The organism is Actinosynnema pretiosum (assembly GCF_002354875.1).
Classification (GTDB): Bacteria; Actinomycetota; Actinomycetes; order Mycobacteriales; family Pseudonocardiaceae; genus Actinosynnema; species Actinosynnema auranticum.
Genome location: NZ_CP023445.1, coordinates 4,870,326 through 4,886,277, shown reverse-complemented (window position 1 = coordinate 4,886,277; position 15,952 = coordinate 4,870,326). Strand labels below are relative to the sequence as shown.

Below are 15,952 nucleotides of genomic sequence, written 5' to 3'. Positions count from 1 at the left end.
ACGACTCGGGCCGAGATCGGATGAGGCCAGCGGGGGAGACCACCGCGAACGAGCGCGGCGGGAACGATCGACGGTGGAACGACACCGCCCGCGAACCAACGGCAGGCAGCCCGCTGCTGACCGACACCCTGCTAAGTGGCTGTTTGGGAACCGGTAACGGGATGGGCTCTGTGGTGCGCGCGCATAGGGGAACTCCTGGTAGATCGGGTGTTGTCTAGGCATCCGCTCGACCAGGATTTCCGTTGTTATCCTGCCCGACCCCGATAGGCGCTGTCATCGGCGACATCCGGTGTTGCCGCCTGGCCGCCACCCACCAACCCGTCGTGCGGACGCGTCGCTACCCGACCGACCTGACCGACGCCCAGTGGGCGGTGATCGACCCGCTGCTGCCCGACCCACCCTGGCTCACGGGACAGGGCGGACGCCCGGAGAAACACTGCCGACGCCTGGTCGTCGACGCGATCCTCTACACGGTCGACAACGGCATCAAGTGGCGTGCCCTGCCTGCGGACTTCCTGCCCTGGAACACCGTCTACCAGCGCTTCTCCGCCTGGGAGCTGACCGGCGCCAGTCAACGCCTGCTCGACGTCCTGCGCGACCGGGCCCGGTGGGGGACCGGGCGCGTGGCGGCGCCCTCGGCCGGGATGATCGACTCCCAGTCGCAGCGCGCCGCCCCGACCGTCGGCTGCGGCAGTCGCGGCTGGGACGCGGCCAAGAAAACCCAGGGCCGCAAACGCCACATCGTCGTGGACACCCTCGGGCTGCTGATCGCGGTGCTGGTCACCCCGGCGGACGTGCACGACAAACGCGCCGCCCGCTCCCTGCTGCGACGGGTCCGCGACCGGGCGGGCGATCGTTTTTCGCTCCTGTGGGCCGACGCCTGCTACCACGGTGCCTTCCCCGGCTGGGCCCGCACCACCCTCGGGTTGACCATCGAGGTGGTGTCACGACCGCGCAAAACCCTGTTCCACGTCCTGCCACGCCGATGGGTCGTCGAAAGAACCCTGGCCTGGATCACCGGCCACCGCCGCTGCGCCCGCGACTGCGAACGCCTCCCGCGCCACCACGAAGCCCACGTCCGCTGGGCAATGATCCGCATCACCATCCGACGATTCACATGACAAATCAGGGTTCCCAAACAGCCAACTAAGACCGACCACCCGCCGCGGACCGGCCACCCCTACAGACCGGCCGCCCGCAGCACCCCGTCCGCGATCACCTCGTGCCCGGCGGGCTTCGGGTGCACGTCGGTCAGCTCGCAGAAGTACGTCAGCTCGCACACCCTCGCCACCGGTCCGGGGATCTGCCCGTGCGCCGGGTCCGCGACCAGCTCCGTCAGCGGCCGGTACGCCCCGGTCGCCTCCGTCACGTCCACGAACCGCGCGCCGACCTTGTCGTACTCGGCCTTGAGCGAGGTGTTGAAGAAGTCCCGGAACAGCGTCACCGACAGCTCCGCCAACCGCTGCCCGCCCGGCACCTCGTCGTTCACCCACGCGCCCAGGAACACGTCCGGGTAGGTCAGGCCGACGATCGGCGCGTCCCCGGCCGCCGCGCGCAGCTTCGGCAGCGCCGTCGCCAGGTTGGCCTTGATCCGCGTCACGGCCTGCGTCGCGCACGCCACCACCGCCTGCTGCGGCTGGGAGGCGCACGGGATCAGGTCGTTGCCGCCGATCACGACCGTGACCAGCCCGACCTGCCCGGCGCTCGCCTCCAGCTCGGCGACGGCCGCGTCGACCTGGGTGCGGCCCGCCGTCTCCGGCGCGTCCAGCGCCCGGTTGCCGGGCGTGCAGTCCGCCCCGCCGACCAGGTCCGCCGAGGTGGCCCCGCTGCACGCGAGGTTGACCAGCCGCAGGTCGGCCCGCTCGGCCACCAGGTGGCTGAACGCGTCCTGCGACGACCCGCCCCGCTGCCCGCCGACGGGCGGGCGGAACCCGGTCGCGTAGGAGTCGCCGACCGACACGTACACCTTCCGCGGCGGCGGCTCGCTGCTCGTGGTCGCGCTCCCACCGCCTGCCCCGTCCGGTCCGCCGGAGTCACCGGAACCCCCGGTGCAGGCGGTCAGCGCGAGCAGCAGCGCGCAGGCCAGCGCGGATCGGTGGCGTCGCAGCACGGGAGAACCCCTCGGGTCGGCAGCACGAACTCCTGCCGCCCCAGGGTACATAACGGACACGCCGCGACCCGTCGAGCGCGCGGCCGGGTGACGCTGACGCCCGGCTCAGCCGTTCTCCTGCTCCTCCTCGAACGCCAGCATCGCCGCCACCTCGCCGCCACCGCCGCCGTCCGTCCCGCCCTGGAGCACCGAGACCGGCTTCGTCTCGGCCTCCCGGAACGCCACGATGCCGGTGCGCACCGAGTCCGGGTCCTGCCCCAGCAGCTTGTAGATCTTGCGCAGCACGGCGACCTCGCTCTCCGAGATCTCCCCGTCCGCCGCCGCGATCGCGCTCGCCACCTCGGCGATCTGCGCCCGCTGCTCGTCGCCGAGCACGCTGATCCGCTTGGCCAGCCCGGTGAGCTTGAGCGGCGACACCAGCAGCCAGTCCAGGTGCGCGGTCAACCGCATCCGCTCGCCCGGCGTCAGGTCCAGCCGCGACTGGAGGTACGCGACCAGGTGCCCCCACTCGGCGTCGGACACCTCGTCGTCGGCGGTCGACACCACCGCCGCCAGGTGCAGCAGCGCCGTCGCGGACGCGTACGCGGGCGTCAGCTCCCTCGGCTGCTCGGCGGTGACCCGGAACAGCACGGCGGGCCCCTCGGACTGCACCGGGCCGCCCAGCCGCGCGTCCGGCTCGATGCCGACGCCGAGCCTGCCCAGCAGCTCGGCCATGCCGACCGCGTCCGCCTTGGTGAACTTGCCCGTCGCGCGCGCGGGCCACAGCGCCACCAGGTCCGCCACGTCGACGCCGCACTGCCAGGTCCGGCCGGGCAGCGCCTCGTCGATCAGGTCCAGCAGCTCCTCCAGCTCCGGCGACGGGTCGGCCAGCACCGGCGACGGGTGGTCGAACAGCTCGGCGGGCAGCAGGAGCAGCGCGGTCAGCGTGCCCGCGGCGTCCGCGTTGCGCGCCAGCAGCCTGCTGTACGGGCCGAGGTCCTCGGTGCACGAGTCGACCAGCGCCGTCAGCACCTTCGTCGGCGCCGCCGCGCTGATCACGTCCGGCAGGTCCGCGGACAGCGCCGCCGACTTGATCGCCGGGTTCGCCGGGACGTAGGACAGCTTCACCCTGCGCTTGAGCGGGCGCACCACCATGCCCGCGCCGTGCTGCGCCCGGTAGCGCGCGTGGAACAGCGCGCGGAACAGCTCCGGGTAGCGGGTGGCCGCCGACTTCAGCGACACCGCCGGGTGCGCCATGGCCCACGCCCACGCCCACTCGGCCGGGATGGGCCGCTCGTCCGCGACGAAACCGCCGATCCCCACGGCCAGGTCGTGCGCGACCTCCTCGGCCGACAGCACCGCCGGGTCCGGCGGCGCGAACACGTCGCCGCCGCCCAGCACCCGCAGCACCTGCTGGAACGCCTCGGCCTGCGCGCGGAACCCGGCGTGGTGCCCGTACACCTCGATCAGCCGGGTCACCTCCACCAGCACGCGCGGCAGGTCGGCCTTCGCCGCGGGGTCCCGCGCGGCGTCCACCAGCGCCCGGCGCTCCAGGCCGTAGAAGTACAGGAAGACGTAGCCGATGTGCGCGGTCGTCGCCCGCCGCCCGCTCTCCAGCCACAGCACGTACGCGGCCCTGGCCTGCGGGGTCAGCGAGTGGTACGCGGGCTGGTCGGGCACGTCCCGGCCGCCGTAGTCGGGCACGTCCCAGTCGATCGGCAGCGCCGGGTCGATCACCTCGCCGTCCCGGTTCGCCTGCGGCTTGCCCTGCGGGAGCCTGCCGTAGTAGAGCATCCCGCCGGGCAGCGTGGCGTCCGGAACCCACACCGAGGTGCCCGGCGGCACCCAGGCGATCGCGTTCGGCGAGGACGTCATCAGCGCCCGCGTCGGGTTGGGGCCCTCCTGCTCGGCCAGCGGCATCGCCAGGACCTTCGTCGCGGTCGGCCCCGCGTCGGGGAACGGCACGAACGCGGGAGGTTCCTGCTGCACCTGGACCGGTGTTCTCGCGCTCGCCGGTTCGATGTTGAACACCTTCAGCAACCGGTCGAACAGCCCCACTCGCCCGCTCCCTCACAACCCCTGCCCCGCCCCACGCGGGTGCCCCTGCTTCGTCCAGCGTCCACGACGCCCCGACCCCGTCCGGCTTCGGGGACCGAACGAGTTGATCACAATCGGTAGCACCCCCTACCGCTGCGGGCCAAATGGCGCACGTGCCCTCCCGGCCGCGCTCGCGCGCGGGAGAGACCCGGATCACCGGGAAAACCCGCTGATCACGGCGTTCGGCCGCATAGGTTGTCCTCCCGTGGTCGTACCCCGGCTACGCCCGTGGTCCGACGCGACCGCGTCGCCCGCCGGGCGATCATGGGGTGCACGCCGACCAGTGGAGAGGCCCCGGATGTCCGACCGCGCCAGGAAGAACACGACCGCCGTCGACGGCTCGACCGACGCGGACGTGCCCGGCGGAGACGTCACCGGCGCGGGGGTGGGCGGCGCGGAGGCCGGCAGCGCAGGGATCGACGCCGCAGTGGTCCAGGCCACTGCCGCGAACGCCGCCGAGCCCGCCTCGGCCTCCGCTCCCGCTCCCGCGACGGCGTGGGCGGCGTCACCGGAGGTGCTGCGCTGGCTCGGCGCCGTCGCGACGCTCCTGCTCACCGGCGCCGCCTGGACCGCCCTCCTGGTCACCGACCCGCCACCCGCCGTGGCCGTCACCGCCCTGGCGGCGGGCGTCTCCGGCGTCGGACTGCTGGTCCTGGCCTGGTCGCTGCTCGGCCGCACCGCCCGCGCCCCCGGCGGGCTGCCCGCCGTCGCCTGGCTGCGCGGAACGCTCGCGCTGTGGGCCGCGCCGCTGGTCGTCGCGCCGCCGCTGTTCAGCGGGGACGTGCACAGCTACCTCGCGCAGGGCGAGATCGCCGCGCGCGGCATGGACCCGTACGAGCTCGGACCCGCGCAGGCGCTCGGGGCCGATTCGGAGATCGTCTCGCGGGTGAGCGACTACTGGCAGGGCACGCCCTCGCCGTACGGGCCGCTGACCACCGCGATCCAGCAGGCCATCGCCACCGCGGCTCCCGGCGACCCGGTCGTCGGCGTGCTGCTGCACCGGGCGTTCGCGCTGCTCGGGGTGCTGCTGGTGGTGTGGTCGGTGCAGCGGCTCGCGGTGCTCGCCGGGGTGTCGCGGCGCACCGCGCTGTGGCTGGGCGCGCTGAACCCGCTGGTGCTGTGGCACTTCGTCGCGGGCGTGCACAACGACGCGCTGATGGTCGGGCTGGTGCTCTCCGGCGTCGCGGTGGCGCTGATCGCGCTCACCGGCGAGGTCGACCGGTGGCAGCTCGCGGGCGGGATCGCGCTGATCGGGACCGGGGCGGCGGTGAAGCTGCCCGCGATCATCGCGCTGGCCGTGGTCGGGACCGCGCTGGCCCGGCGGTTCGGCGGCGGCTCCGGGAGGTTCGTGCTCGCCGGGGCCGCGATGGTGGTGGCGTCGGTGGTGGTGTTCGCGGCGCTGTCGCTGGCGACCGGGGTCGGGTTCGGGTGGCTGTTCACGCTCGGCACGTCCGGCGGGGTCAACAGCTGGATGGCGCCGACGAACTGGTTCGGGTTCCTCACCGGGGGGATCGGGGCGCTGTTCGGGGCCTCGATCACCCAGACCATGATCGGGGTCGGGAAGCTGATCGGGTACGCGGTCATCGCGGGCTGCTTCGCCCGCGTGCTGCACCGGCAGCTGCGCGGCCGGGTCGAGCCGATCGCCGCGCTGGGGCTGATGATGGCGGCGTTCGTGGCGTTCGGCCCGGTGATCCAGCCCTGGTACCTGCTGTGGACCGTGCCCGCGCTGGCCGCGTGCCTGCCGGTCGGGCGGGTGCACCGGCGGATCGCCTTGCTGGTCGCGGTGCTCTCGCTGGTGATCCCGCCGCTGGCGGGGAACTTCGCCGGGCGGGTGGGCGAGCTGGTCGGCGGGTACGCCGGGGGCGCGCTGGTGGTGGCGGCGGTGTTCTTCGCGCTGCGGCGGGTCGGGGAGCGGGCGGCCGTCGCGCAGACCGGGTGGGCGCGCCCGCGCGGCTGAGGGCCGGCTCGAGTCGATTCGCCGTCGAACCGCCCGCTGCGGGCTCGAAGCGTTCGACGGGGTTGTCGAACCCCTGTTCACCAACCATGCTCGGACCGCGTCACGATCCCCTCAACGCAGAGGTCACTGTCATGACCAGGGTATTCGCCTTGCTCGGCGCCACGCTGCTGGCCATCGCCGGCCTCGTGGTCGTCGCCCAGCCGCCGCAGGCGCAAGCCGCCGTCGGCCTGCACGTCAGCGGCACGAAGATCGTGGAGGCCAACGGCCAGCCGTTCGTCATGCGCGGGGTCAACCACCCGCACGTCTGGTACACCGGCCGCACCAGCTCGTTCGCCGACGTCAAGGCGCTCGGCTCCAACACGGTGCGCGTGGTGCTGGGCAGCGGCAAGCGCTGGGGACCGTCCAGCGACACCGCCGCGGTCATCGCGCTGTGCAAGCAGAACAAGCTGATCTGCGTGCTGGAGGTGCACGACACCACCGGGTACGGCGAGGAGGGCGCCGCGGCCTCGCTCGACGAGGCGGTGGACTACTGGATCAGCCAGAAGTCCGCGCTGGTCGGCCAGGAGGACTACGTCGTCATCAACATCGGCAACGAGCCGATCGGCAACACCAACGCCGCCCAGTGGACCGACGCGACCGTCAACGCGGTCAAGGAGATGCGGGCCAACGGGTTCCAGCACCTGCTGATGGTCGACGGCCCGAACTGGGGCCAGGACTGGCAGTACGTCATGCGCGACAACGCGCAGCGCGTCCTGGACGCCGACACCCAGCGCAACACCGTGCTGTCGATCCACATGTACGCGGTGTTCAGCACGCCCGCCAGCATCATCGACTACCTGGACCGCTTCCAGGCCAACGGGTGGCCGCTGGTGATCGGCGAGTTCGGCTGGAAGTTCGCCTCCGGCGAGGTCGACCACGAGACCATCCTCGCCCAGGCGCAGGCCAGGGGGATGGGCTACCTGGGCTGGTCGTGGAGCGGCAACACCGATCCGATCCTGGACATGGCCACCGACTTCGACCCGGCCCGGCTGACCACGTGGGGGCAGCGCATCTTCAACGGCGCCAACGGGATCAAGGCCACCTCGCGCGAGGCGTCGATCTACGGCGGCGGCAACCAGCCCACCAGCACCACCACCACGACGACGACCACCACGACCACCACGACGACCCCGCCGCCCACCGGCTCGTGCACCGCGAGCTACACCACCACCGGCCAGTGGCAGGGCGGGTTCCAGGCGGAGGTCCGGGTCACGGCGGGGGCCAAGGCGATCAAGTCGTGGACGGTGACCTGGACGTTCGCCGACGGCCAGACCGTGAGCAACGCGTGGAACGCCGACGTCACCTCGTCCGGCGCGAACGTCACCGCCCGCAACGCGTCCTACAACGGGTCGCTGGGGGCGGGCGCGAGCACCGCGTTCGGCTTCCTCGGCACGACGCGCGGCGCGAACACCGCGCCGTCGCTGAGCTGCGCGGCGTCGTAGTCGACACCCCTGCTGCGGCCCCCCGCCCGACCGGGCGGGGGGCCGCAGCGGTGCGCGCGAGCGGACCCCGCCCCGCCGCCCGAGGCAACCCGGTTCGGCGCGGGATCGGACCGGACCGGGCACTCGGACGCGCGCGCCTGCCGCCGGCCTGCCCGTCGTGTTCCCGGAGGGCGTCGTCCGCCAGAGGTCGGTGGACATCGGGCTGGCCGCCACCCGCACGGACCGGAGCGGCCACCCCCTGCGCGGTGCGGCCAGCGGCGACCGCCTCGACCGGGAGATGCCGAACGGGCAGCCGACCACCGCGGTGGGGGCCCACCGGTGCAACGGCCGCGACAACCAGCGCCGGCTGATCGGCTGAGCGCGCTTCCCCCCGTGCGGGGGTCGTTCCCCGCGAACGGCCCCCGCGGCGCTCCCCATCCCCGCCGGTCCGCCCACCCCGGTTCCACCGATCAGGTCGTTGCCCTTCGGTTTTCCGCCGTTCTAGCATCGCGCTGGCGACGGCGCGCGCCCGTCGTCCGAGGGGGCACGACATGAGGCGCTGGTTGTCCGTCGCGTGCGCGATCGCGCTGTTACCGCTCGGGGCGCCGGGCGCCCCGGCCGCCGAACCCGACGCGCCCGCCCCGGAGCGGACCGTGCCTGCGAAGACCGGGGTGGTCGTCGACGGCGGCAGCGGCAACCGGGCCTCGCTCGGCGCGAGCGCCGCGGGCAGCACCGTGGCCGGGCGGGTGTGGAACGACGACGGGGACGGCGTGCGCCAGGACCACGAGTCGGCCGCGCAGCGGGAGGTCCGGCTCTGGACCCACCAGCCCGCGGTGGGCTGGAGCGCCGTCCGGGTCACCTCCTACGGCGGGGCGTACGCGTTCACCGACGTGCCGCCGGGCAGCTACCAGGTCCAGGTCGTGATCCCCGCGGCGAGTCCCGAGGCGGTGACCCGGTTCGGCGCGGGCGGCGACCGGCAGCGCGACTCCGACGTGCTCGGCCCGAACGCCGAGAGCCTGCCCGTGGTGCTCGGGGGCGGCGGGCCCGAGACCAGGGGTGTGGACGCGGGCCTGGTGCCGGGGCGGTCGACCGGGAACTCGGTCAAGAGCGCCGCCAACCACTGGTGCCTCGACCAGGAGGCCCCGAACGGGCTGCCGCCCACCACGGGCGTCGGCGCCTACCGGTGCCACGGCGGGCTGAACCAGGAGTGGTACTTCTACTGGATCACCACCGAGGTGGCGGAGGTGTGGGGCGGCTGGAACTGGGACTGCCTCGACCAGGAGTTCCCCGGTGACCAGAAGACCAGCGAGGTGGGCGTGCACCCGTGCCACGGCGGGCTCAACCAGCGCTGGCGGGTCTACCACAACGAGCTGCAGGGCGAGTCGATGACCGTCATCAACGCGCGCACCGGCGAGTGCCTCGACCAGGAGTCCCCGCAGGGCCCGCCGACCAGCGGGGTCGGGGTCTACGCGTGCCACGGCGGGCTGAACCAGAAGTGGTACGCGGCCGGGTGAGCGCTTTTTCCGAGCGGTTCGGCATTCCGGGGCAACCTGCGGCGGGCGCGCACCCCTGTAAAGCTTTTCCGCCTTTCGTGCCTGACCTCGTGGTGGTGGCGGTGAACGTCTACCGCACCAGGGGGAGATGACGTGGGGAAGTGGTTCGCCGTCGCGTGCGCCGCGATGGTGCTCTAGTCGGGGGTGCTCTCGCCGGGGGGCGGGAGTCGCGGAAGCCGCCGAGGAGGACGAGAACTGGATCTCCGGCGCCGTCTGGATCACGTGAGCGGCAACGAGCTGCGTGGACCCTCGTGGGGTGAGTCGCGGGGCCGGACCGACCGGGGGAGTGCGACCCGGTCGGTTCGGCTTCCCGAGGGACGGCCGAACGTTCGGGGGGCGAATCAGGGGGGACCCCTTGAAGCAGTTATTTCCTTGCGGCGCAAGCGATTTTCCGCGTTGCTCCACAAGGGAGGGTGATTGGGCCATCAGGTCTATACCGGGGCGCGCCGATCTCGATCTAGCATCGCTTCGGCGGTGGCGCTCGTCCGCCGCACTAGGGGGCTAGTCGTATGAGACGCTGGTTGTCCGTGGCGTGCGCAGCTTTCGTGGCACTCCCGCTGGGGGCGGGGATCGCGCAGGCCGAGGAGCCGGTCGAGCAGCAGGACCGCGTGGGGATCAAGATCGACGAGGCGCTCGCGGGGCAGGCGTCCCCGGAGGCCGCTTTCCGCTCCAGGGCGAGCCTGAACGACGTGTCCGCCCAGGCCGTGGGCAGCAACGTCATCGCGGGTCGGCTCTGGAGCGACTCGAACGGCGACGGTTACCGGGGTGACAGCGAGGCCGGTCTGTCGGTCCGCGTCGTCCTCTTCGGCGAGGTGGACGGCACTCTGACCGTCGCCGAGACGTACTCGCAGGGCAACGGCGCGTACTCGTTCACCAACCTCCCGTCGGGCGTCTACCAGGTGTGGGCCGACACGGACCCGGTGAACTCGTGGTTGATCCCCACGGGCATCGGCGTCGGCGGTGACCGCCAGCGCGACTCCGACATGGTCGGTCCGGTCGCCGTGAGCCTGCCGATCCACTTCGCCGACGCGGGCCCCGCCCAGCGCGGTGTGGACGGCGGCTTCATCTCGTCCCAGTACTACTACGGCTACAAGATCAAGAACGGCGCCAGCAACTGGTGCCTCGACCAGGAGTTCCCGCAGGGCTTCCCGACCACCAAGGTCGGCGTCCACCACTGCAACAACGGTTCCAACCAGCAGTGGGACGTGTTCTGGGAGTTCGAGCAGGGTCTCGGCGTCGCGCGGTTCGAGAACTGGGCGACCGTGCACTGCCTCGACCAGGAGTACCCGAACGGCCAGCAGACCCCGCGCGTCGGCGCCTACCCGTGCAACGGCGGCACCAACCAGAAGTGGGTCGTGCACCACAACGAGCTCTACGGCGAGCCCGCCCTGGCGATCAACCAGCGCAGCGGCTACTGCCTCGACCAGGAGGCCCCGACCGGCACGCCGACCACGGTGCTCGGCGCGTACCTGTGCAACGGTGGCGCGAACCAGAAGTGGTACCTGAACGACTGACGTTCCACCCGTAGCACCACCCCGGCCGGGTCACGCGACGCGCGTGGCCCGGCCGGTTCGCGTCCCGGCGTGTCGACCGCTCCCGCCGCTGCCCCGAACGGGTGGGCACCGCGGTGTCTCGGCGTCACCGTCTCAGCGATCTTCAGCCCCTCGGCCGCTGTGTCCGCCGTCACGAGCTTCTACCATCGCGCTGGCGGCGGCGTCCGACCGCCGTCCTAGGTGGTGAAGACCATGAGGCGCTTGGCCGCGGTCGTGTGCGCGCTGGCACTCCTCCCGCTCGGGGCGATGACCGCTCAAGCCCAAGCCGACCCGGCGGACCGATCACCGGGTGTCGAGCGGCAGAAGGTGCCGCCCAAGCGGAGCGGTGTGCCCTACAAGGCGGCGTCCGGGAGCGCGGCGGTCAGCCAGAACACCGTCTCCGGCCTGGTCTGGGTGGACGCCAACGGTGACGGGGTGCGGTCCAACACCGAGGTGGCCGCGCGGCTGGAGGTCTTCCTCTGGACCTTCGACGACACCGAGGGGTGGATGTTCCGGACCACGTTCTCCGACAAGGGCTTCTACAGCTTCACGGACCTGCCCGCCGACAAGTACCTCGTGCAGGTCGTCATCCCGGACGGCTACCGCGCCACCGCGTTCGGCGCGGGCGGCGACCGCTCGCGCGACTCGGACGTGGTCGGCTACTCCGCCGACAGCACCCCGCTCACCTTCACCGACGTCGGTCCCCGCACCCGCTGGGTCGACGCGGGCATCACGCCCGGCGAGCCCACCGGGACCCCGGTGCGCAACTCCTCCAGCGGCTGGTGCCTCGACCAGGAGTCGCCCAGCGGCGTGGCGACCAGCGGCGTCGGGGCCTACGGCTGCAACGGCGGCCTGAACCAGCACTGGTTCCTGGTCTGGTACCGCCCCGACGTCGCCGAGGTCTGGAACACCGCGCCGCCCGTGGACTGCCTCGACCAGGAGTCGCCCAGCGGCGTGCCGACCAACGGCGTCGGCGCGTACCAGTGCAACGACGGCCAGAACCAGCGCTGGGTCGTGCGGCACGACGAGGAGACCGGCAGCGAGGAGGTCCAGTTCGTCAACCTGAGCAGCGGCGACTGCCTCGACCAGGAGGCCCCGCGCGGCACGCCGACCACCGGCGTCGGCGCGTACGGCTGCAACGGCGGGCGCAACCAGCGCTGGACCCTCGGCTGACCCGCCCGCGGGGCGCTCCCGGTCGTGGAGCGCCCCGCGGCCGGACCCGGAACGTCAGCGGCCCCGGAACGTCAGCGGGCCAGGAACTCCAGCACCACCCGGTTCCACTCCTCGGCGTGGCTCACGTTCACCCCGTGCGGCCCGCCCGCCACCACGTGCGCCTCGCTGCCGGGGATCGCCGCGTGCACCCGCTCACCGGACCCCTCGTACGGCACCGTCGCGTCGCTGTCGCCGTGGATCACCAGCGTCGGCACGGTGATCGCGGGCAGGTCGCCCCGGAAGTCGGTGCCCGCCCACGCCGCCATGCAGCCCAGCGCCGCCCGGTGGTCGGCCTCGTCGCACAGCGCCCGCGCCTCCCGCCACTGCTCCTGGGTGACCTTCAGCTCGCCGTCGACGGAGAAGAAGTCGGTGACGAACGTGTCGTAGAACGTGCTCTCGTCGTCCCTGAGCCCGGCGGCCAGCTCCTCGGCCTTCTCGGCGGGCAGCGGACCCTCCGGGTTGTCGTCGGTGCGCGCCAGGTACGGCGGCACGGCCGAGGCGAACACGACGCCCCGCAGCCGCTCCTGTCCGTACCTGGCCACGTACCGGGCGACCTCGCCGCCGCCCATGGAGAACCCGACCAGCACCACGTCGGTCAGCTCCAGCTGGGTCAGCAGGTGGTGCAGGTCCTCGGCGAGCGTGTCGTACTCGTAGCCCCCGCGCGGCTTGTCGCTGCGCCCGAAGCCCCGCCGGTCGTAGGTGATCACCCGGTGACCGGCCGCGGCCAGCGCGGGCACCTGGAGCTTCCACGACTCGCCGGACAGCGGCCACCCGTGGATCAGCACGACCGGGCGGCCGGGACCGCCGGTGTCGTCCACGTGCAGGTTGGTGTCCTTGAACAGCCCGTGGTGCGCGGTGATCTCGGCCATGTGCCCTGAACTCCTCCGGGTGGCGGGTGTTCCACCCGGCGTACCCGAGGCGAGTCAGCGGAAACGCCGCCCCCGTCCGGGCGAGGCATCGCCCGGACGGGGGCCGGGACGTCACCGCTCGTGGCGCTCCAGCAGGGCCCGCAGCGCCGCCATCTCCCGCGCCAGCGCCCCGCGCCCCTCGGCGGTGATGCCGACCCACGTGCGCGGTCGCCTGCCCTCGTAGCCCTTCTCCACCGCGACCAGCCCGGCCTCCTCCAGCACGGCGATGTGCCGGGACAGGTTGCCCGCCGTCAGCTCCAGCGTGCTCTTGAGGTACCCGAACTCCACCCGGTCGGCCTCGGCGGTCACGGTCAGGATGCCGAGCCGGTGGCGCTGGTGCACCACGTCGTCCAGGCCTGCGGTGGGGTGTTCGCTCACCGGCGCACCCTACTCAGCACGAGAGCGACGAGCCCACCGACGATCGCGGTGGCGCCGGGGAGCAGCACGTCCTTGGCCGCGAACAGCACCTCCTCCATTCCGGTCGCCGGGTCGGGTCGCCACCCCAGCCGCCAGAACACCGAGCCCATCCAGCTGCCGTTGGCCAGCAGGGTGAACCACGAGTACCCGAGCGCGACCGCCCCGCACCACGCGCTGCGCTCGCGCCAGGCCAGCACGAGCAGCCCGGCGGCGAACAGCAGCAGCCCGCCGGTCTTGGACACCACCGCCGCGCCCAGCACCGAGGTCAGCGCGAACCCGGCGACCAGTGCCACCCGGTACCCGCGCGTGCGCCCGAACTCCCGCTCGGAGAGCACCGCCAGCACCACCGGCACGGCCAGGAACACCGCCGACTCCAGCACGGCGGCCTTGGCCCCGAGCCGCAGGTGGCTGACCGGCTCGGCGGCGACGGCCCGCACCAGCGACATGCCCAGCACCACCAGCAGCCCGGCCAGGGTGACCCGCGCGTACGCCTTCGTGGAGGTCTCCAGCCCGGAGACCTCCGCGCGCCTGCGGTACCACCAGGTGGTGAGCAGCAGTCCCGCGAGCAGCGCCAGCAGCCAGTACGCGCCCAGCGCGAGCGGGCTGACCGGGTCGTAGATGTTGCCCGCCGTGAACGCCCCGAGCGGGTCGAACCGGCCGAGGCCCGGCACGGTGAACGTCGTGCTCGGCACCTCGCCGGAGTCGCACACCCCCAGCGCGGTGACCAGCACCCGGCACGGGTCGGGCGCCGGTCGGTAGAACGGGATCGCCCCCAGCGTCAGCGCGCCGATCGCCAGCAGTGGCAGCCAGTGCCCGCGCCGGTCGCGCCGGGTGCGCTTGCGCAGCGCGTCCAGCTCGCCGAGCAGGACCGCCGCGTCCCCGTCCGCCATGGCTCCCCCAGAGTTGGATTTGCAAGACAGGTAGGTTTGTATCGCAAACCAAATATGTCGGACAACCGCCGCTGAGCGCAACCCCCGCCCGCCAGGCAACCCAATGTCCCGCCCGCCCGTACCGCGCCCGCCCGCGAGGGCCGCGCGCCACCCGCCGTTGCGCGCCCCCGCGCGGACGCGTCGGGAAGCCGCAGGCTCGCGTCCCGCCCCACGACCAGCCCGGACACTCGTTTGCCGAGCAAGCCACCGGCGCGCCGGGCGGTGCGGTTCCCCGCTTGTGATCTTGTTCTCCTCGGTTCCCCGCCCGGCCCGTCCCTAGGCTGCGATCCGCTGCTTCCGGGCAGCGGCGCCACGACACCCGCCGCCGTCCCGAAACGCCGAACTGGGGAGAAAGAACCGCATGGTCACCAAGAACCGGAAGTGGGGGGCCGCGCTCGCGGTCACCGCCTCCGCCGCGCTGGTCGGCGCGCTCGTCCCGCCCGCCACCGCCTCGGCGCAGACGCCGGGCCTGGCCGAGGCGCTGCGCGCCGCCGTGGTCGCGCAGGACTTCAGGGACGTCATCGACCTCACCCCGCCCGACCCGGCCCCCACCGCCCTGCGGGCCGCCCGCTCCGGCGCGCCCGAGAAGTACGACAGCGCCCCACCCGCCGCGCGCCTGGCAGCCACCGCCGCGCGCCCGATCCACCAGCAGCCCAACGTGGACCTGGCCGTCATCGAGCTGGACGACGCGGGCAGGCCCACCGCCGTCGGCGACGTGCTGATGAGCCCGCGGTACCCGAACGGCGTCACCGTGCCGGTGGAGAAGAGCTCGCTGTCCACCGACCAGGTCCGCTACCGCTGGTGGGACGACACCGAGTGGGACGTCAACGGCGGTCAGGGCACGGTCGACGTGCTGCCGGGCCGGGAGAGCGCTCCCATCGACTTCTCCTCGCCCTACCCGGCCTCCGTCCTCAAGCTCATGGTCGGCTTCGGCGTGCTGCGCCTGGCCGACGAGGGCCGGATCGACCTGGACGCGGTCTACAGCTACCAGCCCACGGTCCTCAACCCGAGCTGCGGCGGCGCGTTCAGCGCGGTCATCCGCTCGAACTTCGACCAGATGATCACCAAGTCGCAGAACGAGCCCACCTGCGCGCTCATCAAGCTGCTGCACGACCTCGGAGCCTGGGACGAGGTCAACGCCGAGTTCGTCGAGCTGGGCCTGCCCACGCTCATGGTCACCGGCACCAACCCGGCCAACGGCGGTCGCTGGATCGGCTCGAACATGAGCAGCCTGGACACCGCGAAGCTGCTGCTGCTGATCAACGGCGGCCAGGGCGCCCTGTGGACCACGCCCGCGGGCAGGGCGGTCACCCGCGCCGAGCTGGGCGAGACCTCGCGCGCGCTGTTCCTGAAGGCGCTGGCCGAGCAGGGCCACAACGAGATGCTGTCCACCACCAACTGGTGCGGCCGGACCTACCCGGTGCAGGGCATCCCGCAGCTCACCCCGCAGCGCTGGGTCAAGGCCGACGGCACGGTCACCGTGGGCGGCGCGGTGTACGACCGCGACGTGCGCCCGTGCGACGCCGTCGCCGAGGTGGGCTTCAGCCACAAGACCGGCTGGGTGGACACCACCGGCAGCGACGCGGGCATCGTGAAGTCCCTGCCGGGCAAGGAGAAGCGCGACTACATCGTGGTGATCTTCGCCAACCTGGGCACCGACTACGTCGACGCCGACCGGCCCGCCGACCCGCCCGGCGTGTTCCCGGTGCTCTACACCCAGAAGTACGCGAAGCTCGGCAAGGCCGTCGACGCGATCATGGCCGCCCGCTGACGCCCCGAACGTGACACCGGCCCGCCG

General features: G+C 72.9%; 13 protein-coding genes. 8 read left to right on the top strand and 5 right to left on the bottom strand.

All coding sequences use genetic code 11. The features are described from left to right. Positions 1–371: 371 nt before the first annotated feature. A complete protein-coding gene (locus CNX65_RS20790; RefSeq protein WP_198320520.1) occupies positions 372–1,121 on the top strand; it encodes an IS5 family transposase in 750 nt (249 codons plus the stop codon). Between the two features lie 59 nt (positions 1,122–1,180). Here CNX65_RS20790 and CNX65_RS20785 read toward each other — a convergent pair whose 3' ends face one another. Then, complete coding sequence (locus tag CNX65_RS20785) at positions 1,181–2,110, bottom strand: GDSL-type esterase/lipase family protein (protein WP_157767758.1); 930 nt, start codon at positions 2,108–2,110, stop codon at positions 1,181–1,183. Positions 2,111–2,215: 105 nt separating this feature from the next. Next, positions 2,216–4,147, bottom strand: a complete 1,932-nt coding sequence (locus CNX65_RS20780; protein ID WP_096495253.1) for a tellurite resistance TerB family protein — start codon at positions 4,145–4,147, stop codon at positions 2,216–2,218. Between the two features lie 337 nt (positions 4,148–4,484). Here CNX65_RS20780 and mptB point away from each other — a divergent pair, with 337 nt between their 5' ends. The 6 genes from mptB to CNX65_RS20750 all read left to right on the top strand — a co-directional run bounded on the left by mptB (position 4,485) and on the right by CNX65_RS20750 (position 11,861). Beyond that, on the top strand, positions 4,485–6,143 hold the full coding sequence (gene mptB, locus CNX65_RS20775) for a polyprenol phosphomannose-dependent alpha 1,6 mannosyltransferase MptB (protein WP_096495252.1): 1,659 nt from the start codon (positions 4,485–4,487) through the stop codon (positions 6,141–6,143). Positions 6,144–6,274: 131 nt separating this feature from the next. After that, the gene (locus CNX65_RS20770) at positions 6,275–7,624 is read left to right on the top strand and encodes a cellulase family glycosylhydrolase (RefSeq protein ID WP_096495251.1); all 1,350 of its coding nucleotides are present in this window, start codon (positions 6,275–6,277) and stop codon (positions 7,622–7,624) included. A gap of 157 nt (positions 7,625–7,781) precedes the next feature. Further along, positions 7,782–7,982, top strand: coding sequence for a hypothetical protein (locus CNX65_RS20765; protein ID WP_096495250.1), 201 nt, complete (start codon positions 7,782–7,784; stop codon positions 7,980–7,982). Between the two features lie 172 nt (positions 7,983–8,154). Next, positions 8,155–9,117 carry a ricin-type beta-trefoil lectin domain protein gene (locus tag CNX65_RS20760; protein WP_096495249.1) on the top strand — a complete coding sequence of 321 codons (963 nt, stop codon included), beginning with the start codon at positions 8,155–8,157 and terminating at the stop codon, positions 9,115–9,117. A gap of 584 nt (positions 9,118–9,701) precedes the next feature. Then, a complete protein-coding gene (locus CNX65_RS20755) occupies positions 9,702–10,670 on the top strand; it encodes a ricin-type beta-trefoil lectin domain protein (RefSeq protein ID WP_157767757.1) in 969 nt (322 codons plus the stop codon). A gap of 231 nt (positions 10,671–10,901) precedes the next feature. Then, the gene (locus CNX65_RS20750) at positions 10,902–11,861 is read left to right on the top strand and encodes an RICIN domain-containing protein (RefSeq protein ID WP_096495247.1); all 960 of its coding nucleotides are present in this window, start codon (positions 10,902–10,904) and stop codon (positions 11,859–11,861) included. Positions 11,862–11,932: 71 nt separating this feature from the next. On the opposite strand, the gene CNX65_RS20745 is transcribed toward CNX65_RS20750, so the two are convergent. The 3 genes from CNX65_RS20745 to CNX65_RS20735 all read right to left on the bottom strand — a co-directional run bounded on the left by CNX65_RS20745 (position 11,933) and on the right by CNX65_RS20735 (position 14,115). Then, positions 11,933–12,769 (bottom strand): alpha/beta fold hydrolase, encoded by an 837-nt coding sequence (locus tag CNX65_RS20745; protein ID WP_096495246.1) that lies wholly within the window; start codon positions 12,767–12,769, stop codon positions 11,933–11,935. Positions 12,770–12,880: 111 nt separating this feature from the next. Then, on the bottom strand, positions 12,881–13,186 hold the full coding sequence (locus CNX65_RS20740; RefSeq protein ID WP_096495245.1) for a winged helix-turn-helix domain-containing protein: 306 nt from the start codon (positions 13,184–13,186) through the stop codon (positions 12,881–12,883). Then, complete coding sequence (locus tag CNX65_RS20735; protein ID WP_096495244.1) at positions 13,183–14,115, bottom strand: hypothetical protein; 933 nt, start codon at positions 14,113–14,115, stop codon at positions 13,183–13,185. Before CNX65_RS20735 ends, CNX65_RS20740 begins: the two co-directional genes overlap by 4 nt. A 400-nt stretch (positions 14,116–14,515) precedes the next feature. Between CNX65_RS20735 and CNX65_RS20730 the strand changes: the two genes are divergently transcribed. Then, positions 14,516–15,925: a serine hydrolase gene (locus CNX65_RS20730; protein ID WP_096495243.1), complete on the top strand. Its 1,410-nt coding sequence runs from the start codon at positions 14,516–14,518 to the stop codon at positions 15,923–15,925. Positions 15,926–15,952: the final 27 nt, after the last annotated feature.

Excerpts from the sequence above, each read along its gene's own strand:
- mptB (WP_096495252.1), top strand. The coding sequence starts at position 4,485 with ATGTCCGACCGCGCCAGGAAGAACACGACCGCCGTCGACGGCTCGACC.
- CNX65_RS20770 (WP_096495251.1), top strand. The coding sequence starts at position 6,275 with ATGACCAGGGTATTCGCCTTGCTCGGCGCCACGCTGCTGGCCATCGCC.
- CNX65_RS20760 (WP_096495249.1), top strand. The coding sequence starts at position 8,155 with ATGAGGCGCTGGTTGTCCGTCGCGTGCGCGATCGCGCTGTTACCGCTC.
- CNX65_RS20750 (WP_096495247.1), top strand. The coding sequence starts at position 10,902 with ATGAGGCGCTTGGCCGCGGTCGTGTGCGCGCTGGCACTCCTCCCGCTC.
- CNX65_RS20745 (WP_096495246.1), bottom strand. The coding sequence starts at position 12,769 with ATGGCCGAGATCACCGCGCACCACGGGCTGTTCAAGGACACCAACCTG.
- CNX65_RS20735 (WP_096495244.1), bottom strand. The coding sequence starts at position 14,115 with ATGGCGGACGGGGACGCGGCGGTCCTGCTCGGCGAGCTGGACGCGCTG.
- CNX65_RS20730 (WP_096495243.1), top strand. The coding sequence starts at position 14,516 with ATGGTCACCAAGAACCGGAAGTGGGGGGCCGCGCTCGCGGTCACCGCC.